The organism is Xanthomonas sp. NCPPB 2250, assembly GCF_056725265.1.
In genome coordinates this window covers 3,854,071-3,880,725 of sequence record NZ_CM161520.1, presented here as the reverse complement: position 1 = coordinate 3,880,725, position 26,655 = coordinate 3,854,071, and the positions used below count along the sequence as shown (strand labels likewise).

19 protein-coding genes are annotated in these 26,655 nt (G+C 68.3%); 14 read left to right on the top strand and 5 right to left on the bottom strand.

Annotated features, from left to right (window positions below; all coding sequences use genetic code 11):
- Positions 1 to 239 precede the first annotated feature (239 nt).
- Positions 240 to 1,304 (top strand): aldose epimerase family protein, encoded by a 1,065-nt coding sequence (locus AC1PMG_RS15495; RefSeq protein ID WP_481109475.1) that lies wholly within the window; start codon positions 240 to 242, stop codon positions 1,302 to 1,304.
- A gap of 105 nt (positions 1,305 to 1,409) precedes the next feature.
- On the opposite strand, the gene AC1PMG_RS15490 is transcribed toward AC1PMG_RS15495, so the two are convergent.
- Entirely contained in the window at positions 1,410 to 2,204 is a 795-nt protein-coding gene (locus tag AC1PMG_RS15490) for a cytochrome C assembly family protein (protein ID WP_017913516.1), read from the bottom strand.
- Between the two features lie 105 nt (positions 2,205 to 2,309).
- Here AC1PMG_RS15490 and ffh point away from each other — a divergent pair, with 105 nt between their 5' ends.
- The 9 genes from ffh to AC1PMG_RS15445 all read left to right on the top strand — a co-directional run bounded on the left by ffh (position 2,310) and on the right by AC1PMG_RS15445 (position 10,802).
- Positions 2,310 to 3,689 (top strand): signal recognition particle protein, encoded by a 1,380-nt coding sequence (gene ffh / locus AC1PMG_RS15485; RefSeq protein ID WP_043092756.1) that lies wholly within the window; start codon positions 2,310 to 2,312, stop codon positions 3,687 to 3,689.
- Positions 3,690 to 3,711: 22 nt separating this feature from the next.
- Positions 3,712 to 4,986 (top strand): hypothetical protein, encoded by a 1,275-nt coding sequence (locus AC1PMG_RS15480; RefSeq protein WP_481109474.1) that lies wholly within the window; start codon positions 3,712 to 3,714, stop codon positions 4,984 to 4,986.
- 79 nt (positions 4,987 to 5,065) lie between these two features.
- Positions 5,066 to 6,130 carry an NAD(P)H-dependent flavin oxidoreductase gene (locus tag AC1PMG_RS15475; RefSeq protein WP_481111685.1) on the top strand — a complete coding sequence of 355 codons (1,065 nt, stop codon included), beginning with the start codon at positions 5,066 to 5,068 and terminating at the stop codon, positions 6,128 to 6,130.
- Entirely contained in the window at positions 6,127 to 6,927 is an 801-nt protein-coding gene (locus AC1PMG_RS15470; protein WP_481109473.1) for an aminotransferase class IV family protein, read from the top strand. Before AC1PMG_RS15475 ends, AC1PMG_RS15470 begins: the two co-directional genes overlap by 4 nt.
- 174 nt (positions 6,928 to 7,101) lie before the next feature.
- Positions 7,102 to 7,362 carry a 30S ribosomal protein S16 gene (gene rpsP, locus AC1PMG_RS15465; protein WP_010342240.1) on the top strand — a complete coding sequence of 87 codons (261 nt, stop codon included), beginning with the start codon at positions 7,102 to 7,104 and terminating at the stop codon, positions 7,360 to 7,362.
- 43 nt (positions 7,363 to 7,405) lie between these two features.
- Positions 7,406 to 7,918: a ribosome maturation factor RimM gene (rimM, locus tag AC1PMG_RS15460; RefSeq protein ID WP_017907937.1), complete on the top strand. Its 513-nt coding sequence runs from the start codon at positions 7,406 to 7,408 to the stop codon at positions 7,916 to 7,918.
- A 73-nt stretch (positions 7,919 to 7,991) separates the two neighbouring features.
- A complete protein-coding gene (gene trmD / locus AC1PMG_RS15455; protein WP_481109472.1) occupies positions 7,992 to 8,774 on the top strand; it encodes a tRNA (guanosine(37)-N1)-methyltransferase TrmD in 783 nt (260 codons plus the stop codon).
- Positions 8,775 to 8,905: 131 nt separating this feature from the next.
- Positions 8,906 to 9,322 carry a 50S ribosomal protein L19 gene (rplS, locus tag AC1PMG_RS15450; RefSeq protein ID WP_010342237.1) on the top strand — a complete coding sequence of 139 codons (417 nt, stop codon included), beginning with the start codon at positions 8,906 to 8,908 and terminating at the stop codon, positions 9,320 to 9,322.
- A 508-nt stretch (positions 9,323 to 9,830) separates the two neighbouring features.
- Positions 9,831 to 10,802, top strand: a complete 972-nt coding sequence (locus AC1PMG_RS15445; protein ID WP_481109034.1) for an IS110 family RNA-guided transposase — start codon at positions 9,831 to 9,833, stop codon at positions 10,800 to 10,802.
- Positions 10,803 to 10,867: 65 nt separating this feature from the next.
- Here AC1PMG_RS15445 and AC1PMG_RS15440 read toward each other — a convergent pair whose 3' ends face one another.
- Positions 10,868 to 12,328, bottom strand: a complete 1,461-nt coding sequence (locus AC1PMG_RS15440) for an MATE family efflux transporter (protein WP_342073425.1) — start codon at positions 12,326 to 12,328, stop codon at positions 10,868 to 10,870.
- Between the two features lie 513 nt (positions 12,329 to 12,841).
- On the opposite strand from AC1PMG_RS15440, the gene AC1PMG_RS15435 reads away from it, so the two are divergent.
- Positions 12,842 to 13,249: an RNA-binding S4 domain-containing protein gene (locus AC1PMG_RS15435; RefSeq protein WP_043092749.1), complete on the top strand. Its 408-nt coding sequence runs from the start codon at positions 12,842 to 12,844 to the stop codon at positions 13,247 to 13,249.
- 338 nt (positions 13,250 to 13,587) lie between these two features.
- Here AC1PMG_RS15435 and katG read toward each other — a convergent pair whose 3' ends face one another.
- Positions 13,588 to 15,837, bottom strand: coding sequence for a catalase/peroxidase HPI (gene katG / locus AC1PMG_RS15430; protein ID WP_152238406.1), 2,250 nt, complete (start codon positions 15,835 to 15,837; stop codon positions 13,588 to 13,590).
- Between the two features lie 242 nt (positions 15,838 to 16,079).
- A complete protein-coding gene (locus tag AC1PMG_RS15425; RefSeq protein ID WP_481109471.1) occupies positions 16,080 to 19,388 on the bottom strand; it encodes an AAA family ATPase in 3,309 nt (1,102 codons plus the stop codon).
- 351 nt (positions 19,389 to 19,739) lie between these two features.
- On the opposite strand from AC1PMG_RS15425, the gene AC1PMG_RS15420 reads away from it, so the two are divergent.
- Both AC1PMG_RS15420 and AC1PMG_RS15415 read left to right on the top strand, forming a co-directional pair.
- Positions 19,740 to 20,435, top strand: a complete 696-nt coding sequence (locus tag AC1PMG_RS15420) for a helix-turn-helix transcriptional regulator (protein WP_017907930.1) — start codon at positions 19,740 to 19,742, stop codon at positions 20,433 to 20,435.
- A gap of 57 nt (positions 20,436 to 20,492) precedes the next feature.
- Complete coding sequence (locus tag AC1PMG_RS15415) at positions 20,493 to 21,152, top strand: glutathione S-transferase family protein (protein WP_481109470.1); 660 nt, start codon at positions 20,493 to 20,495, stop codon at positions 21,150 to 21,152.
- 378 nt (positions 21,153 to 21,530) lie between these two features.
- Here AC1PMG_RS15415 and mutS read toward each other — a convergent pair whose 3' ends face one another.
- A complete protein-coding gene (gene mutS, locus AC1PMG_RS15410) occupies positions 21,531 to 24,086 on the bottom strand; it encodes a DNA mismatch repair protein MutS (protein WP_481109469.1) in 2,556 nt (851 codons plus the stop codon).
- A gap of 831 nt (positions 24,087 to 24,917) precedes the next feature.
- Here mutS and AC1PMG_RS15405 point away from each other — a divergent pair.
- Complete coding sequence (locus AC1PMG_RS15405; RefSeq protein WP_481109468.1) at positions 24,918 to 26,501, top strand: RICIN domain-containing protein; 1,584 nt, start codon at positions 24,918 to 24,920, stop codon at positions 26,499 to 26,501.
- Positions 26,502 to 26,655: the final 154 nt, after the last annotated feature.

Genomic DNA, 26,655 nt, shown 5'->3' with positions numbered 1-26,655 from the left:
GTCCCCGGTGTGCCCCGATCCCGAGCATAGAAGACACGTGGAGGGCGAACCAATGCCCAAATGCGAGGCCGCTATATCGGAATTGCAATGCGCGGCACGGCGCCGCATGCGGTGTGTTGCCAGAACGTGCGCGGTATCGCACAGCGCGCTGTCGGCGCTCGCGCGGCGATGGCCGTGTCGCGCCATCGCTGGTTATGCTGCGGACCCCGCGCATGCGCACCGACTTCCAAGGCTCCTGCATGTCCTCGCTCTTCGGTCATCTTCCCGACGGTACCGCCATCCAGCGCATGGTCCTGGACAGCGGCGACGGCCTGCGCGCCGAGTTGCTGACCTACGGCGGCCTGCTGCGCAGCCTGCGCCTGCAGGGCACGCACGGCGATACCGAACTGGTGCTGGGGCTGCCGACGCTGCAGGATTACCTGCAGGACCCGGCCTACCTGGGCGTGCTGGTGGGGCGCTTCGGCAACCGCATCGCCGGGTCGGCCTTCACGGTCGATGGCCGGCACTACGCGGTCACCGCCAACGAGGGCGCCAACCATCTGCACGGCGGCGCGCTGGGCTTCGGTCGCCGGGTGTGGACGGTGTCGGCGCAGACCGAGCGCATGCTGCAGTTGCGCTACGACTCGCCGGCCGGCGAGGAGGGCTACCCGGGCAACCTGTCGGTGGAGGCGACCTATCGCGTCGAAGACCGTTGCCTGAGCGTCGAGTTCGTCGCGCAGACCGACGCGCCGACCCCGCTCAATCTCACCCATCATCCCTATTTCAACCTGGCCGGCGATGCCGCGGTGCCGGCCGCGGCGCAGTGGCTGCGGGTGCCGGCCGATCGCTACCTGCCGGTGCGCGACGCGGCGCTGCTGCCGCGCGGCGAGATCGCCACCGTGGCCGGTACGCCGTTCGATTTCCGCCAGGCGCGCGCCATTGCCGACAAGGACATCGCCGCCGATCCGCAACTGTCGCTCAGCGCCGGCTACGACCACTGCCTGGTGCTGGCCGACGGCCACGACTGCACCGCCGTGCTGTATTCGCCGCACAGCGGCGTGGCCATGCGCATCGTCAGCCCGATGCCGGCCGTGCAACTCTATGAAGGCCAGGGCCTGGACCGGCAGCATCCGGCGCTGGGCCGCGGGATCTGCCTGGAGCCGCAGGGCTATCCGGACGCGCCGAACCAGCCCGGCTTTCCCGACTGCATCCTGCGCCCGGGCCAGATCTACCGGCACCAGATTGCCTATTACGTCGCCGAGGTCGGCCAAGGCGCGGACTGGGCGACGGTGGAGGCGGCGCTGGCGGAGCGGGGCGGCGGTTGACGCGTGGGACGTCGTAGGAGCGGCTCTTGTCCCCTTTTCGGGATCAGCCGCGACCGGGCCTTCACCCGTCGCGGCTGAAGCCGCTCCTACGGGAAGATGGGGACGCTACTGCGCGTGCCCCAGCACCAGCTCGATCACGAACTTGCTGCCGAAGAACGACAGCAGCAGGAGCACCATTGCCGCCAGGGTCCAGTGCACCGCCTTGACCCCGCGCCAGCCGTAGCGCCAGCGGCCGAACAGCAGCGCGCCGAACACGATCCACGACAGCACGCTGAGCACGGTCTTGTGCACCAGCCGCTGCGCCAGGAAGTCCTGCACGAACAGCACGCCGGTCAGCAGGGTCAGGGTCAGCAGGATGAAGCCGACCACGATGGTGCGGAACAGCAGCGTCTCCAGCGCGGTCAGCGGCGGCAACGCGCGCAGCCAGGGATGGAAGTCGCGGCGTCGCAGCGCGCGTTCCTGCAGCCACAGCATCACCGCCAGCAGGGCGGCGATCCCCAGCGTGGCGTAGGCCAGCAGCGCCAGCCAGGCGTGCAGCTGCAGCCGCCAGTCCAGGACCGGCGCCGGCTCGTGGCCGTAGCCGTGGTAGGCCAGCAGCAGCGCGGCCGACAGCGGGAACACCACCACGCCCAGCGCGGCCATGCGTCCGCTGGCGCCGACCAGCGCGGTCATCAGCGCCATGCCCAGGCTGACCAGCGACAGCGCGGCGAAGAAGTGCATGTCCGGGCCGCCGGCGGTGTGCAGGGCCACCTGCACGTGATAGCCCGCATGCAGGGCCACCGCCGGCAGCGCCGGCCACAGCCAGGCGCGGCTGCGGTCCACCCGGTCGCGCACCACCGCGGCGATCAGCAGGCCGGTGGCGGCCAGGTACAGCAGGGTGGCGAGGACGGTGATGAGCATCGCGCCAGTTTCGCATATCGGGCCAGCCGCCGTGACGGCGGCGCCGGGGATCGCCGGCGCGCCCGGCTATAATCGACGGCCGTTTCCCGTCCGCGACCCGCCCGCATGTTCGAATCCCTCACCCAACGCCTCTCCGGCACCATGCAGCGCCTGCGCGGCCGCGGTCGCCTGACCGAGGAGAACATCCGCGAAGCCACCCGCGAAGTGCGCATCGCGCTGCTGGAGGCCGACGTCGCCCTGCCGGTGGTGCAGGCGCTGATCGAACGCATCAAGGTCCGCGCGGTCGGCCAGGAAGTGCTCAAGAGCCTGACCCCCGGCCAGGCGCTGATCAAGGTCGTGCGCGACGAGCTGACCGCGGTGATGGGCTCGGCCGCCAGCGACCTCAACCTCAACGTGCCGGCGCCGGCGATCGTGCTGATGGCCGGCCTGCAGGGCGCGGGCAAGACCACCACGGTCGGCAAGCTGGCCAAGCACCTGAAGGAAAAGCGCAAGAAGAAGGTGATGGTGGTGTCGGCCGACGTGTACCGCCCGGCCGCGATCGAGCAGCTCAAGACCCTGGCCGAGCAGGTCGGGGTGCTGTTCTTCCCGTCCGAGGCCTCGCAGAAGCCGGTGGACATCGTCCGCGCCGCCATCGCCGACGCGCGCAAGTCCTTCGTCGACGTGCTGCTGGTGGATACCGCCGGCCGCCTGGCCATCGACGCGGCGATGATGGAGGAGATCAAGGCGCTGCACGCGGCGATCACCCCGGTCGAGACCCTGTTCGTGGTCGATGCGATGACCGGCCAGGACGCGGCCAACACCGCCAAGGCGTTCAGCGAGGCGCTGCCGCTGACCGGCGTGGTGCTGACCAAGACCGACGGCGACGCCCGCGGCGGCGCGGCGCTGAGCGTGCGCTACATCACCGGCAAGCCGATCAAGTTCATCGGCGTCGGCGAGAAGCCGGACGGCCTGGACGTGTTCCATCCCGACCGCCTGGCCAGCCGCATCCTCGACATGGGCGACGTGCTGTCGCTGGTCGAGCAGGTCGAGCACCAGGTCGACAAGGACAAGGCGCAGAAGCTGGCCGAGAAGGTCGCCAAGGGCAAGAAGTTCGACCTCAACGACATGCGCGACCAGCTCGAGCAGATGCAGAACATGGGCGGTTTGTCCGGGCTGATGGACAAGCTGCCGGGCATGGGCCAGATCCCCGACCATCTGAAGCAGCAGGTCGCCGGCAACAAGGACGTGCCGCGGATGATCGCCATCATCGGCTCGATGACCAAGAAGGAGCGGCGCAACCCGGGTCTGCTCAACGGCTCGCGCCGCGCGCGCATCGCCCGCGGCTCCGGTACCCAGCCGGCCGACGTCAACAAGCTGATGAAGCAGTATCAGCAGATGGAAAAGATGATGAGCAAGATGGCCGGCGGCGGCATGAAGGGTCTGATGCGCGGTATGAAGGGCATGCTCGGCGGCATGGGCGGCCGCGGCGGCCTGCCGTTCCGCTGAGCCCGCGGCCACGGCGCGTGCGGTGAGCGTGTCCGTCGGCACGCGCGTGCTGCGCCTGGCCCTGGCGCTGGCCCTGGCGCTGCACTCGGCCTCCGGCTGGGCGGTGCTGCCGGCGACGCTGGTGTACTGGGTGCTGGTGGTGCTGGTCGTCGCGGCGATCGATCACGCGATGGCGCGCCGCACGGCCGGCAATACCGCGGCTGCGTCCATGGACCCGGCCATTGGCGAGGCCGGCGCCACGCCCGCGCCGGCGCGGCTGCCGCCGCCAGCGCAGCCCGTCATCCCACCTGCGGCGCTGCGCGCGCGGCCGTCCAGTCCGCGCCAATGGCGCCGCCATCTCGAGGACATCGTCCCGTTCCCGGAGGAGCGCTTCCCGCGCCAGGGCATCTGCACCACTTCCGAGCTGGTGCTGTACGCCGGCGATGCGCTGGTGCTCGCCTTCCATCCTGCCGCCAACGGCCCCGCGCAGTGGCGCTGCGACCTGCTGGCACCGGGCGCGACCCAGGCGCAGTGGCTGGATGTGGCGGCCGATGCCGAATGCGTCGTGCCGATCGTGCGCACCGGCGTGTACTCGATCGGTATCGGCCAGGCCGAGTTGCAGGTGCCCGGCACGGTGGCGCTGTGGCGGCGCGTGCCGGAACCGGAACGGCTGGCGCTGCCGTTGCAGCGGCTGCGCGGCACGCCGCTGGCGTATGCACAGCGCCCCGATGGCAGCCTCGCCGTCGCCGAGGCGCCAGCGCGCGACGCATGGCCGCTGGCGCAGTTGCCGCCGCGTTGCGTGGCGCACGTGCCGGCCGCGGCCGCGTTGCTGTTCGCCGGCGCCGAGCGCGCCTGGGACGTGCGTGGAGCGCCGGACACCGCGGTGGCGGATCCCGCGGATGGCGTGGTCGTGCATCGCCAGTTCCTGCATCTGAGCCAGGGCGACGTCCTGGTGCTGGAGGCGGTGTGGACATCCGGCCTGTTCGGCCAGCCGCTGCCGGTGCCCGGCGGCACTCGTCCGATCGACGGCGAACTGGGGCTGTTCGCGCTGTTGCACGGGCCGCAGCTGGCTGTGCTGCGGCCATCCGCGCCGACGCCGGCGTGCGTGGAGGTGGTGTGTCCGGTCGATGGGCTGTATGGCCTGGAGCTGCAGCTGTCCGGTCCGGCGGCGTGGCGCGATCGTGCTGTCGAGACGTTCGTCGATCTGCGGCTGTGGGGTGCCTTCATCCAGCGCCCGTCGCGGCTGCGCGCTTTTTCCCTGCAGCAGGTGTGGGTCGGCGATCGGGACCGGCAATGTTTGCCGGTGCCGCTGCCGTGAGCGTCCTCGCATCTCTGGCACGGCGGCCGGAAGGCGGCGCGGCTACCATGGACGTTCCTGGAATCGCGGAGCACGCATGATGCAGCGCCTGGCGCGCGTGGACGCCTTTCGGCAGCGCTTCGGCCTGCGCCTGCCGATTCTGCTCAGCCCGATGGCGGGTGCCTGCCCGGTGCCGCTGTCGGCCGCGGTCGCCACGGCCGGCGGCATGGGGGCGATGGGCGCGGTGCTGTCGGCGCCGCAGGACATCGTGGCGTGGATGGACGCGTTCCGCGCCGCCGGCGGCGGGCCGGCGCAGGTCAACCTGTGGGTGCCGGATCCGCCGCCCGCGCGCGATGCCGCCGCCGAGGCCGAGGTGCGCGCCTTTCTCGCGGCCTGGGGCCCGCCGGTCGACGCCGCCGCCGGCGATGCGGCGCCGGCCGATTTCGATGCCCAGTTCGACGCTCTGCTCGCGGCGCGGCCGACGGTGGCCTCGTCGATCATGGGTCTGTTCCGGCCGGACCAGGTGCAGCGCCTGCAGCAGGCCGGGATCGCCTGGTTCGCCTGCGCCACCACCCTGGAGGAGGCGCTGGCCGCGCAGGCCGCCGGTGCCGATGCGGTGGTCGCGCAGGGGGCGGAGGCCGGTGGCCACCGCGGGGCCTTCGAGGCCGGCAGCGCCGAGCGGCAGTTGACCGGGCTGTTCGCGCTGCTGCCGCGGCTGGCCGACCAGTTGCAGATCCCGGTGATCGCCGCCGGCGGCATCGGCGACGGCCGCGGCATCGCCGCCGCGCTGACTCTGGGCGCGAGCGCGGTGCAGATCGGTACCGCCCTGCTGCGTAGCCCGGAGGCGGCGCTGGCGCCGGCCTGGGCGGATGCGCTGGCCCAGGCCGAACCCGAGCAGACCACCTTGACCCGCGCCTTCTCCGGCCGCCTGGGCCGCGCGCTGACCACCGATTACGTGCGCGCCGCCGCTGCCGCGGAGGCGCCACCGCCGCGGCCGTACCCGGTGCAGCGTGGCCTGACTGCGCCGATGCGCCAGGCCGCACAGCGCGCCGACCGCCTGGCGGCGATGCAGGCCTGGGCCGGGCAGTCTGCCTGGATGGCGCCGGCCGAGCCGGCGGCAGAACTGCTGGCGCGCTGGTGGGCGCAGGCGCAGGCCCTGCTGTGAGCGCGCAGGTCTTCCATCGCGGGCAGCCGGCGGATGCCGAACTGCTGGCCGCGGCCGCGCTGGTGAACTACGGGCACTTCAGCACCATGCAGGTGCGCAACGGCGCCGTGCGCGGGTTCGACCTGCATCTGCAGCGGCTGCAACAGGCCAATATGGCGCTGTTCGGCAGCGCCTTGCCGGCCGAGCGCGTGCGCGGCGAGCTGCGCGCCGCGCTGGCCGCGTTCGGCATGGGCGATGCGTCGCTGCGCGTCACCGTGTGTTCGCCCGCATTCACCCTGCGCCGGGCCGACGCCGATTGCGCGGTGGAACTGCTGGTGTCGCTGGCGGAACCGGCGCAGGCCGACCCGGCGCCGCTGCGCTTGCGCAGCAGCGTGTTCGCACGCGAGGCGGCGCAGCTCAAGCACGTCGGTACCTTCGGCGCGTTCCACCAGCGCCGCCTGGCGCTGCAGGCCGGCAGCGACGATGCGCTGTTCGTCGACGCGCAGGGGCAGGTGGCCGAAGGGCCGACCTGGAACCTGGGGTTGTGGGACGGCGCCTGCCTGCACTGGCCGCAGGCACCGGCGCTGCGCGGCACCCAGGAACGGTTGCTGCAGGCCGGGCTCGCCGCGCTGGGTGTGGCGCAGGAGGTGCGGCCGTTGTCGCTCCACGAGCTCGGGCCGGACGTGGCCGCCTTCACCTGCAACGCCCGCGGCCAGCAGGCGGTGGCGGCAGTGGACGGGGGCGCGCTGCGCCCGGCCGCGGATCTATTGGCCATGCTGGAGGCCGCGTTGCACACCCAGCCCTGGCAGGCGATCTGAGCACTCCGTGGACGGCCATCGCGGCATGGCTGCCGCTCCTGGCGAATCCCCAATCTCGAATCCCCAATCCCGCGGCCGCAGGCTACGGCCCAGACTTGGCAGAGCTGGGGCCGGCCGCTATAATCGTCGGTTCACCGCGCCATCCTGGCGACTGGGCAACACCGGAAACTCACCATGGTCAAGATCCGCCTTACCCGTGGCGGCGCCAAGAAGCGCCCCTTCTACCACATCATCGTCACCGACGTGCGCAGCGCGCGCGACGGCCGCAACATCGAACGCGTCGGTTACTACAACCCGGTCGCCCAGGGCGCCGAGCCGCGCGTGGTGCTGGACCTGGCCCGCGTCGACCATTGGGTGTCCAATGGCGCGCAGCTGACCGACAAGGTGCGCAACCTGTACAAGGAAGCCACCAAGAACCAGGCCGCCGCGGCCTGATTCCGCGGGCCGCGCCCAGCGCGCGGCCCTCGCGTTTGCCCCAATGAAAGACAGCCAGCGCCGCATCCTGCTCGGTCGGGTCCTCGGCGCGTTCGGCATCCGTGGCGAGGCCAAGCTCGAGTCCTGGACCGAGCCGCGCCTCGCCATTTTCCGTTATCAGCCCTGGATCGTGCGCAAGCCCGACGGCAGCGAGAGCAGCCTCAGCGGCGTGCGCGGCCGCGAGTCCGGCAAGTACCTGATCGCCACGCTGCCCGAGGTCACCGACCGCGACGCGGTCGAGGCCCTGCGTGGCACCGAGATCTACGTGGCGCGCAGCAGCCTGCCGCCGCCGCGCCCGGACGAGTACTACTGGGTGGACCTGGAAGGCCTGGATGTGCGCACCGTCGACGGCGTGGCGCTGGGGCAGGTGTCGCACCTGTTCTCCACCGGCGCCAACGACGTGCTGGTGGTGCGCGGCGACCGCGAACGGCTGGTGCCGTTCGTGCAGCCGGACTACATCAAGTCGGTGGATTTCGAAGCCAACCTGGTCGTGGTCGACTGGGACCCCGAGTTCTGAGCGATGCCGGCGCGCGCCGGCCCCCGCTGTTGCGTTTGCGAATCCCCAATCCCGACTCCCCAATCCCCGCCCAATGCGCATCGACGTCATCAGCCTGTTCCCAGAGTTCGTCGCCCAGTGCGCCGGGTTCGGCGTGGTCGGGCGGGCACAGGAGCGCGCGTTGCTGGACCTGCACGGCTGGAACCCACGCGACTACGCCACGGGCGGCTACCGCAAGGTCGACGACCGCCCCTTCGGCGGCGGCCCGGGCATGGTGATGATGATCGAGCCGCTGCAGGCCTGCCTGGAGGCGGTGCGCGCGGCCGATCCGCAGCCGGCGCCGCTGATCTACCTGAGCCCGCAGGGGCGGCCGCTGACCCAGGCCAAGGCGCGTGAGCTGGCGGCGCTGCCGCGGCTGCTGCTGCTGTGCGGGCGCTACGAGGGCGTGGACGAGCGCTTCGTCGCTGCGGCGGTGGACGAGGAAATCTCGATCGGCGACTACGTGCTGTCCGGCGGCGAACTGGCCGCGGCGGTGCTGGTGGATGCGGTGACCCGGCTGCAGGAGGGGGCGCTGAACGACGCCGAATCCGCGGCCCAGGACAGTTTCGAGGGCCCGGACGGCTTGCTCGACTGCCCGCACTACACCCATCCGCGCGAACACGCGCTGGGCGAGGTGCCGGCGGTGCTGCGCTCCGGCAACCACGCCGCGATCGCGCGCTGGCGGCGCATGCAGGCGCTGGGGCGGACCTGGCTGCGGCGCCCGGAGCTGCTGGACGAGGCGGCGTTGAGCGCGGCCGACCGGCGCCTGCTGCAGGAATTCCGCCTGGAGCGGGAGGCGGCGCAGGCCGCCGAACAGGAAAATCCATCCAAGCCCTAGCCATTGCCGCCGGGCTGGGTTAAAATGCCCGGCTTTCCGGCCAGTGCGTTCCGTGCTTGGCCCATCCGATATCGCGCAATCGCCGTGCGGCGACTGCCGGACCACCTCACCAGACACAAGCGGTGCCCACCATGAGCAAGCTCAACAAGACCATCCTGGCCGACTTCGAAGCCGCCCAGATCCAGCGCAAGCTGCCGGAGTTCAACCAGGGCGACACCGTCGTCGTCAACGTCAAGGTGAAGGAAGGCAACCGCGAGCGCGTGCAGGCCTACGAAGGCGTGGTGATCGGCACCAAGAACGCCGGCCTGAACTCCTCGTTCACCGTGCGCAAGATCTCGCACGGCTACGGCGTCGAGCGCGTGTTCCAGACCCACAGCGCCACCATCGACTCGGTCGAAGTGAAGCGCCGCGGCAAGGTCCGCGCCGGCAAGCTGTACTACCTGCGTGGCCTGGAAGGCAAGGCCGCCCGCATCAAGGAAGATCTGGCCGCCGCTGCGCAGGCCAAGGTCGCGCGCCAGGCCGCTGCGGCCGCCGCCAAGGCCGAGTAATCTCCCAGCGACCCTTGGTCGCTGCCGCAACGGCCGCCTTCGGGCGGCCGTTTGCGTTTGTGGAATGGCAGGATGTGCGACGTGGCCTGTGGTGCGCTGAATCCCGGCGCTGTTTTCAATCGCCGCCGCGCACGCGATGCCCTCGATGCCCTCGTAGGAGCGGCTTCAGCCGCGACCGGGCATTCCCAGAACCGCTCGCTGCTGAGCGCCTGCGTCCTTCTTGATGATGGTCGGCGGGTTGGTCGCGGCTGAAGCCGCTCCTTGTATCTGGACATGTCGCCCCTAAACAGGCGTCATGTCTTCCGACTGATCATCGGAGGAGGTGTGGGAGGTCCAGTCGCTCCTAAAGCTTCGAGCTTGCATCGTAGATCGGCTCCGCCCTCCACATGCTGGCCCTTGGGTGTCCGAACGGTATCCAGAGTCCGCCCCCCCGGGCGTGAACTCGCATCGACAAGGCAGGACCGGGCCCAGCGCCGATCATGACCCTGACACGATGGAGGAATCGCGCATGTCTCCCGTCATCGGCATCGACGTCGCCAAACGCAGTTTCGATGTGGCCATCGAGCTGACCAATGGCAAGCACCGTACCAAGGCCAAGTTGTCCAACGATGCCAAGGGCTTCCAGGCCCTGCAGGCATGGCTGCAGACGCATGCCCAGTCCGATAGCTGGATCGCCATGGAGGCCACCGGCACCTACCACCAGGCGCTGGCCGAGTTCCTCCACGCACGAGGCTATCGGGTGTGCGTGCTCAACCCGGCACAGACGGCCGCGTACGCACGCAGCCAACTCAGCCGGGTCAAGACCGATCGCAGCGATGCCAAGCTGATCGCCAGCTATGCCCTGCGTCACCGCGAGCAGTTACGCCGTTGGTCCCCTGATCCGCCGGCGCTCAAGCAGCTTAAAGCGCTGGTGCGCCGGCGCCAGGATCTGCAACAGATGCTGCAGATGGAGCGCAACCGGCTGGACGTCGCTCCGGCCCAGGTGAAGGACTCGATCCAGGTCCATCTGGCCGATCTGCAACACCACATCGCCCAGATCGAGCAGGCCATCGATGACCATATCGACCAGGATCCGACCTTGCGTGGGCAGCGCGAGCTGCTGGTGAGCATCCAGGGCATTGCCGACACCAGCGCGGCCTTGATGCTGGCCGAGCTTGGCGATGTGAGGCGCTTCGCCGATGCCTCGGCGGTGACCGCCTTCGCGGGCCTGAATCCGTGCCTGCAGGAGTCGGGCGAGCGCAAAGGCCACGTCTGCATCTCGCGTACCGGCTCGTCCCGCCTGCGCGCGGGCCTGTTCATGCCGGCCCTGGTGGCCATGACCCACAACCCGATCATCCGGGCGCTGAAACAGCGGCTGAGCGAACGCGGCAAAGCCGGCAAGCAGATCGTGTGCGCCGCCATGCGCAAGCTCCTGCACCTGGCCTACGGCGTTCTCAAATCGGGCACGGCGTTCGATCCGAAAAGGGGCCTTGCCTGCTAGGGGGTAAGACGGTATCTACAAGTGGCGGGGGATTCGACGGCAAGGCACCCCCGCCGCCCAGGCACTCAGCGCGCCGGATCCTGCGCCACCGCCACGTCGGCGACCGGTGCCGGCGGCTGCACCGGCACTTCCGCCGGATGCGCCACGGTCTCCGGCCGCGACGGCGCCAGCATCCGCGCCTTGCGCCAGTTGCCCCAGCGGTAATACGCCAGCGACAGCAGCATCGCGCAGGTGGCGCTGGTCGGGAAGCTCCACCACACCGCATCCACGCCCAGCTGCGGCTGCAGCAACTGCGCGAACGGCACGCGGATGCCCCAGAGCGACAGCGCCAGGATCAGCAGCGGCGGGACCACTGCACCGGTGGCGCGGACCACGCCGGAGATGACGAAGGTGACGCCGAAGAACAGGAACGACCACACCGCGATGTGGTTGAGGTGGCGTGCGATCTCCAGCGCCGCGCTGTGCGGCGGCAGGAACAGCGCCAGGGTCCAGCGATCGAACAGGATCAGCGGCGCGATCAGCGCGCCGGTCAGCAGGAAATTGAACAGCACGCCCTTGCGCGCAGTCGCCGCGACCCGGTCCCAGCGCTGCGCACCGACGTTCTGCGCGGCCATCGACGAGCAGGCCGCGCCGATCGCCATCGCCGGCATCTGCAGGTAGGCCCACAGCTGCAGCGCCGCGCCGTAGGCCGCGGAGGTGGCGGTGCCATAGCCGTTGACCAGCGAGATCATCACGATCATCGCCAGCGAGATCAGCACCATCTGCAGGCCCATCGGCACGCCCTTGACGATCAGCGCGCGCAGGATCGGCAGGTCGAGCCGGAACAGCCGCGCGTCGCGGCGGCCCAGCCACAGCACGTGGCGCTTGTGCCGCAGGTACAGCAGCAACCCGGTCAGCGACACCGCCTGCGCGATCAGCGTGGCCCAGGCCGCCCCGGCGATGCCCAGCTTGGGGAACGGCCCCAGCCCGAACAGCAGCAGCGGGTTGAAGCCGATGTCCAGCACCACCGACAGCAGCAGGAAGCGGAACGGCGTGCGCGAATCGCCGGTGCCGCGCAGCGCCGCCGACAGGAACGCGAAGGTGTACAGCAGCGGCATCGCCAGGAAGATCACCCGCAGATAGGCCTCGGCCAACGGCAGCGAAGCCGCCGGCGTGCCCATCGCCGCCAGCAGGTGCCGCGCCAGCCACCAGCCGCCGGCGGCGATCAATACCGAGATGCCGATGAAGAAGGTGGCGCTGGTGCCCATCACCCGCCGCGCCTGGGCCACGTCGCCGCGACCCATCGCCTGGCCGATCAGGATGGTGGCGGCCATGCCGATGCCGAACACCGAACCGATCAGGAAGAACATGATGCTGTTGGCGTTGGCCGCGGCAGTGAGCGCCGCTTCGCCGAGATAGCGGCCGATCCACACGGCATTGACCGAGCCGTTGAGCGATTGCGCGATGTTGCCGGCCAGGATCGGCAGCGAGAACAGCAGCAACTGGCGGCCGATCGGGCCTTCGGTGAGCGCAGCGGGCTTGGTCATCGCGGGTCGGGAGCGAGCGTGAGCCGGCCACACTAGCACCGACGGATGTCGGCGGGGCGATGGGCGGATCTGGGTCTGCGCAGCGTTTGTGCAACAGGCGGGTGGGGGAGCGGACCTGCGCCACTCCATGGCGGGTGGCATGCGCCCTCACGGGGGTGGCCGGTCCTATCCGAGTCGCGGTGGTGCGCTGCGGCGAGGATGGAACTGCGTTCGGCACGGCTCGGGTCATGGGCTTGGTGCGGAGTAGGGGGCGAAGCCAGCACCGGCATGAGACAGTCAATCTGAGCGAGCCGCCCTCCGGGGCGCCTGCCTCGAGGTCGCTCGCTCCCTGCCAACCCATTCATCCCGGAGGGTGGACTCCCGCGGGGCGGTGCTTGCATTGGTGCGATCGCATCGCCATCTGTGCGGAGAGACGTGTGCGCCGCGCATGCCCTCGGCGGCGCGATGGCGTCCGATCCGGCGTCGCCTTTGACTGCCTGCAATCCCCAACGCGAGTGGATGTCGAGCAACGCAATGAATGAATCTGTCGTACAAGCTGCCGCGGTGCGCCTGGATGTCTGGCTGTGGGCCGCGCGCTTCTTCAAGACCCGCAGCCTGGCCAAGCAGGCGGTGGAGACCGGCAAGGTGGACGTGGCCGGGCAGCGGCCGAAATCCTCGCGCGCGGTGCGCGTGGGCGAGCAGGTACGCGTGCAGCGCGGCGACGAGGTGTTCGAGATCCAGGTGCTGGGATTGAGCGACACCCGCGGCCCGGCCAGCGTGGCGCAGACCCTGTACCTGGAGAGCGAAGCCTCGCGCGAGCGCCGCGCGCAGTTGCGCGCGCAGCGCAGCGCCGAGCGCAATGGCTACCAGGCGCCGGAGGGCAAGCCGGACAAGCGCGCGCGGCGGCTGATCCGAGCGCTGGGGGATCTGGACGCGCTGTAGCCGAACGCGATGGATGCCGTGCGTTCATCAGGCGACACTGTCTCGATCTCCGCCCGAGGATGGCCTGTGGACCTGCCGGACGTTCGCGTCGATGGATGCCACGACGCGGTTAGCGTGCTGCGGTCGCGGCTGAAGCCGCTCCTACGGCGAGTGGTGCGTGCTGTGGCATCGGCTTCAGCTGCGACGCGCTGCGTCGTCGAAACCATGCCGTCGTCTTTGCCGCATATTCGAAGTGTGGCGGTTGCCCTCACACTCGCGACAACGCCCCGGCGAGCGGGGCGTTGTCGTCATGCAGGCAGGACACGCGAGGCGCCGCTGCGGCGCCCCGTCTGCCGTCGTCAGGCGGCCAGGTCGAAGCGATCCAGCTGCATCACCTTGGTCCAGGCGGCGACGAAGTCGCGCACGAACTTCGCCTGCGCGTCGGCGCTGGCGTAGACCTCGGCCACGGCGCGCAGCACCGAGTTGGAGCCGAACACCAGGTCGGCACGGGTGCCGGTCCACTTCACGGCGCCGTTCTTGCGGTCGCGGCCTTCGTAGACGTCCTTCATCTCCGAGGTCGCCTTCCACTCGGTGCCCATGTCCAGCAGGTTGGCGAAGAAGTCGTTGCTGAGCACGCCCGGGCGATCGGTGAACACGCCGTGCGCGGACTGGCCGCTGTTGGCGCCGAGCACGCGCAGGCCGCCGACCAGCACGGTCATCTCCGGTGCGGTCAGGGTCAGCAACTGCGCCTTGTCGATCAGCAGCGCTTCGGCCGACAGCGCGTAACGGCGCCTGGCGTAGTTGCGGAAACCATCGGCGATCGGTTCCAGCACCGCGAACGATTCCACGTCGGTCTGTTCCTGCGAGGCATCCATGCGGCCCGGCACGAACGGCACCTCGACGATCTGTCCGGCCAGCTTGGCCGCCTGTTCCACCGCGGCGGCGCCGCCGAGCACGATCAGGTCGGCCAGCGAGATCTTCTTGCCGCCGCTCTGCGCGCCGTTGAACTGCGCCTGGATGCGCTCCAGCGTGGCCAGGACCTGCGCCAGTTGTGCCGGCTGGTTGACCTCCCAATCCTTCTGCGGGGCCAGGCGGATGCGCGCGCCGTTGGCGCCGCCGCGCATGTCCGAGCCGCGGAAGGTGGACGCCGCGGCCCAGGCGGTGGACACCAGCTGCGCCACGCTCAGCCCGGAATCGAGCAGGGTCTTCTTGAGCGCGGCGATGTCCTGCGCGTCGACCAGCGGGTGGTCCACGGCCGGGATCGGGTCCTGCCACAGCAGTTCTTCGGCCGGCACGTCCGGGCCGAGGTAGCGCGCACGCGGACCCATGTCGCGGTGGGTCAGCTTGAACCAGGCGCGGGCGAAGGCGTCGGCGAACTGTTGCGGGTTCTCCAGGAAGCGGCGCGAGATCTTCTCGTAGGCCGGGTCGAAGCGCAGCGCCAGGTCGGTGGTGAGCATGGTCGGCAGGTGCTTCTTCGACGGGTCGTGCGCGTCGGGGATCACCGCCTCGGCGTTCTTGGCCACCCACTGGTGGGCGCCGGCCGGGCTCTTGCTCAGTTCCCACTCGAACTTGAACAGGTGCTCGAAGAACTCGTTGGTCCACTGCGCCGGCTTGGTGGTCCAGGTGACTTCCAGGCCGCTGGTGATGGTGTCGCCGCCCTTGCCGCTGCCGAAGCTGTTGGACCAGCCCAGGCCTTGGCTTTCCAGATCGGACGCTTCCGGCTCGGCGCCGACGTGGTCGGCCGGGCCAGCGCCGTGGGTCTTGCCGAAGGTATGGCCACCGGCGATCAGCGCCACGGTCTCTTCGTCGTTCATGGCCATGCGGCCGAAGGTGTCGCGGATGTCCTTGGCGGCCAGCAGCGGGTCGGGGTTGCCGTCCGGACCTTCCGGGTTGACGTAGATCAGGCCCATCTGTACCGCGGCCAGCGGGTTTTCCAGGTCGCGGGTGTGGCGCACTTCGCTGTCGTCGTCCTTCACCAGCACGCCGTGCGCCTCGTCCACGCCCGGCGAGCCGTGCGAATACCGCTCGTCGCCGCCCAGCCACTTGGTCTCGCGGCCCCAGTACACGTCCTGGTCCGGCTCCCAGGTGTCGGCGCGGCCGCCGGCGAAGCCGAAGGTCTTGAAGCCCATCGATTCCAGCGCGACGTTGCCGGTGAGGATCAGCAGGTCGGCCCAGGAGATGGCCTGGCCGTACTTCTGCTTGATCGGCCACAGCAGGCGCCGCGCCTTGTCCAGGCTGACGTTGTCCGGCCAGCTGTTGAGCGGAGCGAAACGCTGCTGGCCGCGGCCACCGCCGCCGCGGCCGTCGCCGGTGCGGTAGGTGCCGGCGCTATGCCAGGCCATGCGCACGAACAGCGGGCCGTAGTGGCCGAAGTCGGCCGGCCACCAGTCCTGCGAATCGGTCATCAGCGCATGCAGGTCGCGCTTGAGCGCTTCCAGATCGAGCTGCTTGAACGCCTTGGCGTAATCGAACTGCGGGTCCAGCGGGTTGGAACGGGCCGAATGCTGGTTGAGCAGGTCCACGCGCAACTGCTTGGGCCACCAGTCGCGATTGCTGGTGCCGCTGCCGCTGGCAGCCTGGTGGAACGGGCATTTCGATTCGCTGGTCATGGGAGGCTGCCTTGGCTCTTGGTGGACGAGATGGGGTGGCTCGGCGCCGCGATCATACGGCGGCGACACGGTGAAACTGGAGACACGATAGGCGGAAGCCGCGATTTATAGAATTCGAATTCTTCTAATCAATCGATAGGACGTAGCTATCACATCGATGGCGGTGCGCGGTGTGGCTGCGCATCGCTCGCTCGCCGTCGCTCCCTGCAGTGGGCGCATGCTGCGTGCGCCCCTGGCAGGACTCAGTCGACCGGCATCACGTCGAAATCGCCACCCAGCACGCGCTCCAGGCGTCCGCTGCGCCAGCCGCGGACGCTGTCGCGCACCAGCGGCGAAGGCGCGATCCGATAGCGTCGGCATACCCGCAGTTCGTCCTCGCCGATGGGCGCGCGCCGTGCCTGCCCGGGCAGGTCCGGGGCGACCCGCACCTGCACCGCGAGCCGGCGCAGGGTCGGTTCGTCGACCTCCTGCTCCTGCACGTGCAGGCCGGCTTCCGCGTCCAGCAACGCCAGTGCCCCGAAGCCGGCGATGGCCAGCCAGGCGCGACCTTGCTGCGGATCCTGTGCCAGCACCTCCACCCGCATGTTGCGCTGCTCGGCCCAGGCCAGATACATCTGCAGCAGACGTTGCCACCATTGCCGCGCTTCGGCCGGATTCCGGTGCAGCTCGCTGGCGCCGATGCGCAGGTCCAGCAGCGCATCCTGCGGGCGTTGCTCCTGCAGCGCGGTGCTGGCCAGGTGCAGCAGCCACAGCAACTGGGTCAGGCGCGCCACGAACTCGCCGTCGCGCTGGGCGCCGCCGTCCAGCCGCGCGCGTAGGCGCACGGCGGTGGCCAGCGCGCTTTCGATGCGGTCGCGGCGCTCGATCCGGTCCAGCACCTGGAAGCGGCCGGGTTGCGACCAGAAATCGCGCTCGCCCATGGCGGCGAAGTCGGCCTCGCGCGCCTGCCGCCAGGCCGGCGTGGCGTGCGATTCCTGCAGACGATGCAAGGCCGCATCCAGGCGCGGCAGGACCGCGCTGTCTGCATTGGGCGCGTACACCAGGTCGCGCAGATCCGTCGGCGCGGCGGGGTCGACCGCGGCGGGCAGGGGCTCCGGCGTCGGCGGCGCATCCGGCGCGATGAAGCGCACGTCGAGGCGGTCGCCGGCGCCGCGAACGAACAGGAACTGGTCGCCTTCGGGGGCGCGTTGCTCGACGATGCTGCGTGCCAGGGGCGCGAGCAGATGCTGTTCGATCGCGCGGCGCAGCGGCCGCGCGCCCAGGTCGGGAGTGAAGCCGCGGTCGAGCAGGAACTCGATCGCCGACGGCTCCCATTCCACCGCCCATGCGCGATTGCGCAGGCCGCGCCGGGTCAGCGTGCGATCCAGTTCCTTGTGCAGGATCTCGCGCATCAGCGCCCGATCCAGCGGGTTGAACAGCACCACTTTGTCGAGCCGGTTGACGAACTCGCGGCGGAAGGTCTCGTACACCGCCTTTTCCACCGCGTTGCGCGAGTAGCCGCCGGCGACGGTGGCGAAGCCGGGGCCGGCGCCGCGGGCCAGCGTGGCGCCGACGTTGCTGGTGAGAATGATGATGCTGTGGCGGAAGTCGGCGGTGTTGCCGTTGCGGTCGCTCAGGCGGGCGTCGTCGAACACCTGCAGGAACAGGTCCCAGACCTTGGGGTGGGCCTTCTCGAACTCGTCCAGCAGCACCACCGAGAACGGCTGCTCGCGGATGCGTGCGATCAGCGTGCGCTGCCCGGCGCTGTCGTCGCCGGTGAGCCGATACAGCGCGTCCTCGCCCTGGAACTCGCTCATGTCCAGGCGCAGCAGGCGCTCGGGAGTGCCGAACAGCAGTTCGCCCAGTGCCTTGGCCAATTCGGTCTTGCCGGTGCCGGTCGGGCCGGCGAACAGGAACACGCCGATCGGGCGGCGGCTGTCGATCAGCCCGGCCTTGAGCATGGCGATGCGGTCGAGCAGGGTCTCCACCGCCTCGTCCTGGCCCAGCACGCGCTTGCGGAAGAAACGGCGCAGCGTCTCCAGTTCCAGCCGTTGGCGATCGTCGATCACCTCCAGCGGCAGGCCGCTGCGCCTGGCCACCGCCTGCAGCAGGGCATCGTCGTCCAGCGGCAGGCGTGCGTCGTCGCCGTCCTTCGCGGCCTGCAGGGTCTCGTCGAGCAGTTGCAGCAGGCGGCCGGGCTCGTGCTGATCGGGGAAGTACTGCGCGGCCAGGCGTTCGGCTTCGGCCAGGGCGCGCGCGTCGATCACCTCGGTCTGCAGTGCCTGCGCCTGGGCCTGCGCCCACTGTGCGCCGATCTGCGCCAGCGCGGTGGACGCGGCCGGTGCCAGCGTCACCACTTCGAAGCGCGAACGCGTGGTCGGCCGCGCCACCTGCAGTTGCGCCAGTTGCCGCGGCGTGATCTCGCCGATCAGGCGCAGCTCACCGCGCTCCAGCGCCGGCAGCACCAGATCGAGGATGCCGCGCGGATCGCGCGAATGCGCGCCCTTGTGCAGCAGGTCGTAGAAGTCCGGCGCGCGCCACAGGGCGCGCTCGCGATGCAGGACCGCCAGCATCTCGCGGATGCGTCCCTCCAGTTCGCCGATGTAGCTCTGCCCCGCCAGGATCTCCGCGGCGGAGGCCTCGAACACGCGCCAGCCTTCGCCGAGCAGGCGTTCGCTGAGCAGGTCGATCAGCACGCTCTTGCCCACGCCGTGCTCGCCGACCAGCAGGACCGGCTGCGGGGGCGTGGTCACCACGTGCTCGTAGGCGCGCTGCAAGGCCGCGTCCAGCCCCGGGTGGTGCAGGCGCAGGCGCGCCGGCACCGCGGCGACGACACGGCCGAAGCCGCCGAGCACGCGCTGCTCGCGACGCTGCTTGCGTGCGTCGTGCAGGCGCTGCAGGAACGGCTCCAGCACCGGTTCCTTGAACTGCGCCAGGTTGTCGCCGAGTGCGGTCAGCGCCGCATCGTCGAGTTCGTCGAAATCCACCGGGCGGTCCGCCGGGGTCTTGCTTGCGGCCCACTGCAGATAAGCGCGCAGGCGTTGCCGGAACGGGACGACGTTCCACCACCAGTCGCGTGCGTGGCGCAGCAGCGCGTGCAGATGGTCGGCATCCGGCAGGCGCTGCAGGTAGTCGAACAGGAAGCTCAGCGGATACGAGCCCAGGTGCGGGAGCACGTCCAGGACCGCGTCCGCATCCGGGGGGCGACGTTGCGCCAAAGCCTGCGCTGCCATGCACGGCAGCACGTAGCCTGGGCTGCCCAGCGCCTCGACCAGTTCCTGATGGGAGAACTCCGCGCCCGCCAGCAGCGCCACGCCTTGCTGGAACTGCGGAATCTGTGCCAGATCGGCAGGGCTGTGGATCTGCTCGTCCTGTGCTTCCACCTGCTGGCGCAGCCGCTGCAGATGCTGCGCCGGGGTTTCCTGCGCTGCCTCGGGCGCGGCGTGGTGGTTCTCGCTGGCGTCGGTCGCCGGTGCAGGCCGCTGCGCGGAGGCGCTGCGCCCGAGAGGGCGCGCCAGATGCAACAGCACCGCACCGACGACCACGCCGATGGCAAAAAGGACAAATTCCATCATCGTCGCCTCAGTCCCGGAGGCCGCGACCGCCGCTGCGCGGATGTGGCGCCCGCAGGGCACCGGCGGTGGCGCAGGGAACCGGTTGGCGTGACGACGTTCGCGAGCGTGGCTGCATGCGTTCCCTCGTTGGATGTGGCCGTCGCGGACGCGTGCGGCCTGTGCTGGTGTCCGCGGCTCGTTTGCGACGGAGCAGGGCGGCGCGTTCGCCGTCGAGTATAGAAGTCCGTGTTTCCTCCAGGCGACAGCGTCGCTGCGCAGTGCGACACCGATCGGACAGCAGCGCCAGGCGGGCGATGCCTGACGCACCAGTGCCTCCCGTTGGCGGCGCCTGCCCACTATCCTGTCGCGATGACTCAACGCGCCACCCGTCTGCTGCGCCTGCTCGACGCCCTGCGCGGGCGCCGTCGGCCCGTGGCCGGGGCGCAGCTCGCTGCCGATCTGGGGGTGAGCCTGCGCACGCTGTACCGCGACATCGCCAGCCTGCGCGGGCAGGGCGCCGACATCCTCGGCGACCCCGGCGTAGGCTACGTGCTGCGCCCGGGTTTCCTGCTGCCGGAGTTGAACTTCAGCGAGGACGAACTGGAAGCGCTGACCCTGGGCGCGCGCTGGGTGGCGAGCCAGGCCGATCCGGAACTGGCGCAGGCCGCGCAGCGCGCCATCACCCGGATCGGGGCGTCGCTGCCGGCACCGTTGCGGCTGGCGCTGGAGACCAGCGGGTTGCTGGTGCCCGCAGCCACGCCCGCGCAGCCGGCGGCACCGTGGCTACCGGTGCTGCGTCGTGGCATCCGCCTGGAACACGTGCTGCACATGGACTACGCCGATGCCGGCGGCGTCGCCTCGCAACGGCGCATCTGGCCGTTCGCGATGGCCTTCCTGGGCGGTTTCGGCATGATCGCGGCGTGGTGCGAACTGCGCGGCGACTTCCGCCATTTCCGTGCCGACCGGGTGCTGGCGCTGCGCGACGACAGCGAACGCTACCCGACGCGACGGCATCTGCTGATCCGGCGCTGGCGCGCCGCCACCGGACACGGCGTCGGCTCCTGACAGCAGGTGTCAGCAGGGCACGCGCAGACTGCGTGGCGTCCACCACGGAGTCCGACCATGTCCCACGATCTTGTGCTCTACACCCACCCCATGTCGCGCGGCCGCATCGCGCGCTGGATGCTCGAAGAAACCGGCCTGCCGTACCGCGCGCAGATCCTGGACTACGGCACCGGCATGAAGACGCCGGCGTATCTGGCGATCAACCCGATGGGCAAGGTGCCGGCGCTGGTCCACGGCACCACGGTCGTGACCGAGAACGCGGCGATCTGCGCCTACCTGGCCGATCTGGTGCCGGAGCGGCAACTGGCGCCGCCGCTGGGATCGTCGGCGCGGGGCGAGTACTACCGCTGGCTGTTCCTGCTGGCCGGTCCGGCCGAGGCGTTCCTGACCGCCAAGCAGCACGGCACGCTGGCGCCGGCGCACAGCGCGGGCTACGGCCATGGCGAGGACCTGCTGGACATGCTGGAGCAGGGCGTCGCCGGTCGCGAGCACCTGGCCGGCGATCGCTTCAGCGCGGCCGACCTTTATGCCGCGGCGTTCCTCGGCTTCTACACGCGCATCGGTGTGCTGCAGGCGCGGCCGGCGTTTGTCGCCTTCGTGCAGCGGCACATGGCGCGCCCGGCGGCGCAGCGTGCCGCGGCCATCGACGATGCGTTGCTGGCGGCGCATCCGAACCCGTTCATGCCGCGCCCGAGCGCTGTGCCGGCGACTGCCTAGTGGAAGGTGGGCCACTGGAGGGTGGGTGTGCTCGCCGCGTGGACCGACCCTCACCCCAACCCCTCTCCCGGTGGGAGAGGGGCTCTGGTGCCTCCCTTCTCCCTCCGGGAGAAGGTGCCCCGAAGGGGCGGATGAGGGTGCGGGCGCAGCCTCGTGTGCCCTGCCACTGCGAGACGCTTCGCGCCGGACCCTCACCCCAACCCCTCTCCGGGGGAGAGGGGCTTTGGCGCCTCCCTTCTCCCTCCGGGAGAAGGTGCCCCGCAGGGGCGGATGAGGGTACGGGCGCAGCCTCGTGCGCCCTGACACTGCGAGACGCTTCGCGCCGGACCCTCACCCCAACTCCTCTCCCGATGGGAGAGGGGCTAAATCGTAGGCCGCCTATAGCAGCGACTTGAGCCGGTACAGCGCTTCCAGCGCCTGCTTGGGTGTGAGTTCGTCCGGATCCAGCGCAGCCAATGCTTCCTGCGCGGCGGAGGGCGTGGCCGCGAACAGGCCGAACTGCTGCGGCGCGTCCAGCGCCTGCGGCGCCATCTGCGAGGCATGGCTCTCGCCGCCGCGCTGTTCCAGTTCTGCCAGGCGTCGCCGCGCCTGCGCCACCGTGGTCTTGGGCAGGCCGGCCAGCGCCGCCACCTGCAGGCCGAAGCTGCGGTTGGCCGGGCCGTCCTTGACTGCGTGCATGAACACCAGGCGGTCGCCGTGCTCGACCGCGTCCAGATGCACGTTGGCGATGCCGCTGGCGCCGCCTTCGACCGATTCGTCGGCCAGCGCGGTCAACTCGAAATAGTGCGTGGCGAACAATGTGTAGCAGCGATTGTGGTGTGCGAGATGGCGCGCCACCGCATCGGCCAGGGCCAGGCCGTCGTAGGTGGAGGTGCCGCGGCCGATCTCGTCCATCAGCACCAGCGACTGTGCGGTGGCGTGGTGCAGGATGTAGCTGGTTTCGGCCATCTCGACCATGAAGGTCGACTGGCCGCGGGCCAGGTCGTCGCCGGCGCCGATGCGGGTGAGGATGCGGTCGATCGGGCCGATCACCGCGCGCCGCGCCGGCACGTAGCTGCCGATGTGCGCGAGCAGCACGATCAGCGCGTTCTGGCGCATGTAGGTCGATTTACCGCCCATGTTCGGGCCGGTGATCACCAGCATGCGGCGGTCGGGGTGCAGGTCCAGGTCGTTCGGTTCGAACGGCTGCTCGCGCACCGCTTCCACCACCGGGTGGCGGCCGCGTTCGATGCGCAGGCACGCGCCGGTCTCCAGTTCCGGCTGGGTCCAGTCCAGCGCCTGCGCGCGTTCGGCGAAGCCGGCCAGCACGTCCAGTTCGCTGAGTGCGGCGGCGGCGCGCTTGAGCGGCTCCAGGCGCTCGCCCAGCGTGTCCAGCAGGCCTTCGTAGAGCAGCTTCTCGCGCGACAACGCGCGCTCGCGCGCCGACAGCACCTTGTCCTCGAAGTTCTTCAGTTCCTCGGTGATGTAGCGCTCGGCGTTGGTCAGGGTCTGGCGCCGGCTGTAGTGCACCGGTGCCTTGTCGGCCTGGCCCTTGCTGATTTCGATGTAGTAGCCGTGCACGCGGTTGTAGCCGACCTTCAGCGTGGCGATGCCGCTGCTGGCGCGTTCGCGCGCTTCCAGGTCGATCAGGAACTGGTCGGCATTGGTGCTGAGCCGGCGCAGTTCGTCCAGCTCGGCGTCGTAGTCGGCCGCGATGACGCCGCCGTCGCTGAGCTTGAGCGGCGGCTGCTCGGCGATCGCCGACGCCAGCAGGTGCGCGATCTCGTCGTGCTGGCCCAGCTCCGCCGCCAGCGCCGCCAGCCGCGGCGAATCCAGCGGTGCCAGGACCGCGCGCACCTTCGGCAGCAGGCCCAGGCCGTCGCGCAGGGTGGAGAAGTCGCGCGGGCGCGCCGAGCGCAGGGCGACGCGGGTGAGGATGCGTTCGACGTCGCCGAGCGCGCGGAACGCCTCGCGCAGGTCGGCGTCGGCGCCACGGTCGATCAGCGTGCCGACCGCGTGGTGGCGCTGCACCAGCACCTCGCGCAGGCGCAGCGGACGGTGCAGCCAGCGCCGCAGCAGGCGCCCGCCCATCGGCGTGACCGTGCTGTCGAGCACGCCCAGCAGGGTGTTGCGGGTGTCGCCGTCGACGCGCGTGTCCAGTTCCAGGTGGCGGCGGGTGGCCGCGTTCATCGCGATCGCCTCGCCGGCGGTCTCCATCGCGATCGCGGTCAGGTGCGGCAGGCGCTGCTTCTGGGTTTCCTCCACGTAGCCGAGCAGGGCGCCGGCGGCGGCGGTGGCGCGCGGCTTGTCGTCGATGCCGAAGCCGCTCAGATCGTGCAACTGGAAGAACGCCAGCAACTGGCGGCGACCGCTGTCGGCGTCGAACAGCCACGGCGGCCGGCGGCGCACGCCGCGGCGCTCGCGCAGGAACTCCGGCCATTGGTCCTCATCGGGCACCAGCAGTTCGGCCGGCTCCAGCCGCGCCAGTTCCGCCTCCAGCGCGTCCTCGTTGTCCACCTCGTTGACCAGGAAACGGCCGCCGGCCAGGTCGGCCCAGGCCAGGCCGTAGCCCTGCTTGGTGCGCGCGATGGCCATCAGCAAGGTGTCGCGGCGCTCGTCCAGCAAGGCCTCGTCGGTCACCGTGCCGGGGGTGACGATGCGCACCACCTTGCGCTCGACCAGGCCCTTGGCCAGCGCCGGATCGCCGATCTGCTCGCAGATCGCCACCGACTCGCCCAGCGCCACCAGCCGCGCCAGATAGCCCTCGTAGGCATGCACCGGCACCCCGGCCATCGGGATCGGCGCACCGCCGGAACTGCCGCGCTGGGTCAGGGTGATGTCCAGCAGCCGCGCGGCCTTGCGCGCGTCGTCGTAGAACAGTTCGTAGAAATCGCCCATGCGGAAGAACAGCAGCAGGTCCGGGTACTCGGACTTGGCGGCGAAGAACTGCTTCATGAGGGGCGTGTGCTCGGCACTTGCCTTGCTCAGCGAGGGTTTTGCAGTGGAATCAGTGGTTTGCAAGAAGCTTTCCTACGGTTTGTAGCGGTCAATCCGGGTCACTGACGGCAAGTAACGGTGTTCTTTGTTGCGCCGCTGTTGCGGCGGTCACTCAAACGGGATCAAATCGATGTTTGCGACGGACACGGAGCGGATCGATCATGGATACAGTTGCGATGGGTAGCTTCCCCGTGTCTCTGGTTCGCCAAGTTTAAGCCGACCCGCTAGAAAATTTGCGACTGACTGTGCTCAAGCGCTAGGTCTCAGTCCAACTGGAGTTGGCGAGGGCTGCCATCGCCGCGTCCGCCGCTGAAGTTGTAGAGCTCCATTGAGTCCGGGAGGGCATCAAAGTGACTCCACTGGCTCTTTTTTTTAAGCGCTTTGATGATTTGATCTCGAATTTAGTATGTTGCGTCAAGGTGGGGGCTCGGTTTTTTAGGTGGGGCGGGGTGCTTTAGGGTTGCAATTAATTCTGTTCATTGCTTTCTGTAGGAGAGTAAGAGTTGTAGCGTGCTCAGTTGCAAAGTCTGAATTGAGCGGGCTTGATAGGTTCTTTGCATAAAAGGTGATTCGGTATGATAGCCGAAGAATATCTTTGGCATTTTATCTTTGGGTAGGTGGCTAACTGAGCTTTGGGTTGAATATTTCAATGAAAGGGGGTGGGTGAGTTCCATTGGGATTTTTTATATTTAAGTTTTTTACCATGGTTTTCGGTGGTGTTCGGGGAGTGATTCTTGGGCATCTTATTATGGAGCGTACTGGCCCGGAAGGTCAGTAACGGGGGATGGAATGAGTAGAGTTTATTTTATAATTTTGGCTGTGTTTCTTCTTTCTTTGGCGTGCGCTGAAAAAGCATTGGCACAAGTGCAGGTCTGCTCTAATAGTCCTATCCCAAAGGGCTACGTAAAGACATCCCAGAGACAAGACCGCAGTTGCGACTCAGGATTGGCTTGGCAGCTAGAACTGCCCTCTGAAGATAAATTGGTTTGCCGCAGTTCACCAATACCCGATCCTTACGTGATTACCCCTTTTGGGAACAATAACACGGTTTCCTGCGGAGAGGCGCGTGTTCGAATCAATGCAGCGCGTAATGGAATTACTATATGCTCAGATTCGCCAATCGCGAAAAATTATTTAATCACAAGAAATGACTCTAATTCTCAGGGGTGCTTGGCGGGTACGTTTGTAATTGAGCAAGCTCGAGATGGGATGTATGCATGCGGAAATAGTCCGACGCCATCTGGTTATGTTTTCACGAGTGATAGCAATTATTTGCCTTGTGGATCGTTATTTTCAACGCGGCGTTATGAGTTGCCGAAAAATAATATGGCCATCTGTGCTGACTCCCCTGTGCCGGCCGGATATGTAATTACTCAGGTGTATGGTAGTAATGGGCAAACATGCAATTTGGGGAGATACTTCATTCAAATTCCCACCAATGGTGTGGTTGTATGTTCATGGTCGCCAATTCCTGATGGTTGGTATAAGACTGGAACGGCTAATACTAGTTCGTGCACTAAGGATTTTCCTATTGGAATTGTGCTCTCAAAAATTCCGGATGCTACGACTCCAACGCCTCCTCCTACGACACCTACCTCACCCCCTTCGATATTTGGTGCCCTTATCGGCATGGGAGGCAAATGCTTGGATGTCGAAGGCGCAGCTACCGGAAATGGATCTCCCATTCAGCAGTATTCTTGTAATGGTAATCAGCAGCAGGTGTGGTCGCTGGAGTTAGAGACTGGTTACCTTAGGAGTGTGCCAAGTCAGCGTGTACTTGATGTAGTGAGCTATGGCACTGCTAACGGCTCGCTGTTGCAATTGTTTGACCCCCTCGCAGGTAAGAATCAGCAATGGTTTTTTACTAGTGCATCAATTGTGGGGGTTGGTGGAAAAGTATTGGATGCTATTGACGGGTCTAGTGCTAACGGAAATAAGTTGCAGTTGTGGGAGTGGCTGGGAAATCGTCAGCAGCGTTGGAGTTATGAGCCGACTAGCGGCGAAATTAGAGGGATCGATGGTAAATGCTTGGACGTGGAAGGCGGGTCGACTGCAGATGGTGCCGCAGTCCAGCTTTGGGATTGCAATGGTTTCCCGCAGCAGAAGTGGAAGCTAGGACGGAATGGTTCAATCCAGTTTGCTGGCAAGTGCTTGGAGGCATCCGACGGGAAATCAAGTAACGGTACTCGCATCAGAATGTGGACGTGTAACAATGGGGTGCATCAGCAGTGGCAATTGATTGGTGAGGTTCGAAGCGCTGCCAGTAACAAATGTCTTGCTGATCCCGCGCGTGGTTCAACCAATGGATCTAAGACGTATATTTGGGAATGTACTGGCGATGCTAATCAGGTCTGGTCGTACTCCGGTTATTAAATTGGCCGAGTTGCGTGTCTAATGGTTTAGTTGGCGCCAGGCTGCGAGCCTGGCGCCATTTTGAAGTTGGGTGGATAACAATAGTGAGAGGTGCGCTGGATCCTTGGGTGTAGAGCTATATGTTGTTTGGGCTGTCATTGCGAAAATAGGCAGG

What these genes read in the sequence shown, in the direction of transcription:
- rpsP (WP_010342240.1), top strand. Translation starts at nt 7,102, where the DNA reads ATGGTCAAGATCCGCCTTACCCGTGGCGGCGCCAAGAAGCGCCCCTTC.
- AC1PMG_RS15495 (WP_481109475.1), top strand. Translation starts at nt 240, where the DNA reads ATGTCCTCGCTCTTCGGTCATCTTCCCGACGGTACCGCCATCCAGCGC.
- AC1PMG_RS15475 (WP_481111685.1), top strand. Translation starts at nt 5,066, where the DNA reads ATGCAGCGCCTGGCGCGCGTGGACGCCTTTCGGCAGCGCTTCGGCCTG.
- AC1PMG_RS15415 (WP_481109470.1), top strand. Translation starts at nt 20,493, where the DNA reads ATGTCCCACGATCTTGTGCTCTACACCCACCCCATGTCGCGCGGCCGC.
- rplS (WP_010342237.1), top strand. Translation starts at nt 8,906, where the DNA reads ATGAGCAAGCTCAACAAGACCATCCTGGCCGACTTCGAAGCCGCCCAG.
- AC1PMG_RS15420 (WP_017907930.1), top strand. Translation starts at nt 19,740, where the DNA reads ATGACTCAACGCGCCACCCGTCTGCTGCGCCTGCTCGACGCCCTGCGC.
- mutS (WP_481109469.1), bottom strand. Translation starts at nt 24,086, where the DNA reads ATGAAGCAGTTCTTCGCCGCCAAGTCCGAGTACCCGGACCTGCTGCTG.
- AC1PMG_RS15440 (WP_342073425.1), bottom strand. Translation starts at nt 12,328, where the DNA reads ATGACCAAGCCCGCTGCGCTCACCGAAGGCCCGATCGGCCGCCAGTTG.
- AC1PMG_RS15425 (WP_481109471.1), bottom strand. Translation starts at nt 19,388, where the DNA reads ATGGAATTTGTCCTTTTTGCCATCGGCGTGGTCGTCGGTGCGGTGCTG.
- AC1PMG_RS15405 (WP_481109468.1), top strand. Translation starts at nt 24,918, where the DNA reads ATGAGTAGAGTTTATTTTATAATTTTGGCTGTGTTTCTTCTTTCTTTG.
- AC1PMG_RS15490 (WP_017913516.1), bottom strand. Translation starts at nt 2,204, where the DNA reads ATGCTCATCACCGTCCTCGCCACCCTGCTGTACCTGGCCGCCACCGGC.
- rimM (WP_017907937.1), top strand. Translation starts at nt 7,406, where the DNA reads ATGAAAGACAGCCAGCGCCGCATCCTGCTCGGTCGGGTCCTCGGCGCG.
- AC1PMG_RS15445 (WP_481109034.1), top strand. Translation starts at nt 9,831, where the DNA reads ATGTCTCCCGTCATCGGCATCGACGTCGCCAAACGCAGTTTCGATGTG.
- ffh (WP_043092756.1), top strand. Translation starts at nt 2,310, where the DNA reads ATGTTCGAATCCCTCACCCAACGCCTCTCCGGCACCATGCAGCGCCTG.
- AC1PMG_RS15435 (WP_043092749.1), top strand. Translation starts at nt 12,842, where the DNA reads ATGAATGAATCTGTCGTACAAGCTGCCGCGGTGCGCCTGGATGTCTGG.
- trmD (WP_481109472.1), top strand. Translation starts at nt 7,992, where the DNA reads ATGCGCATCGACGTCATCAGCCTGTTCCCAGAGTTCGTCGCCCAGTGC.
- katG (WP_152238406.1), bottom strand. Translation starts at nt 15,837, where the DNA reads ATGACCAGCGAATCGAAATGCCCGTTCCACCAGGCTGCCAGCGGCAGC.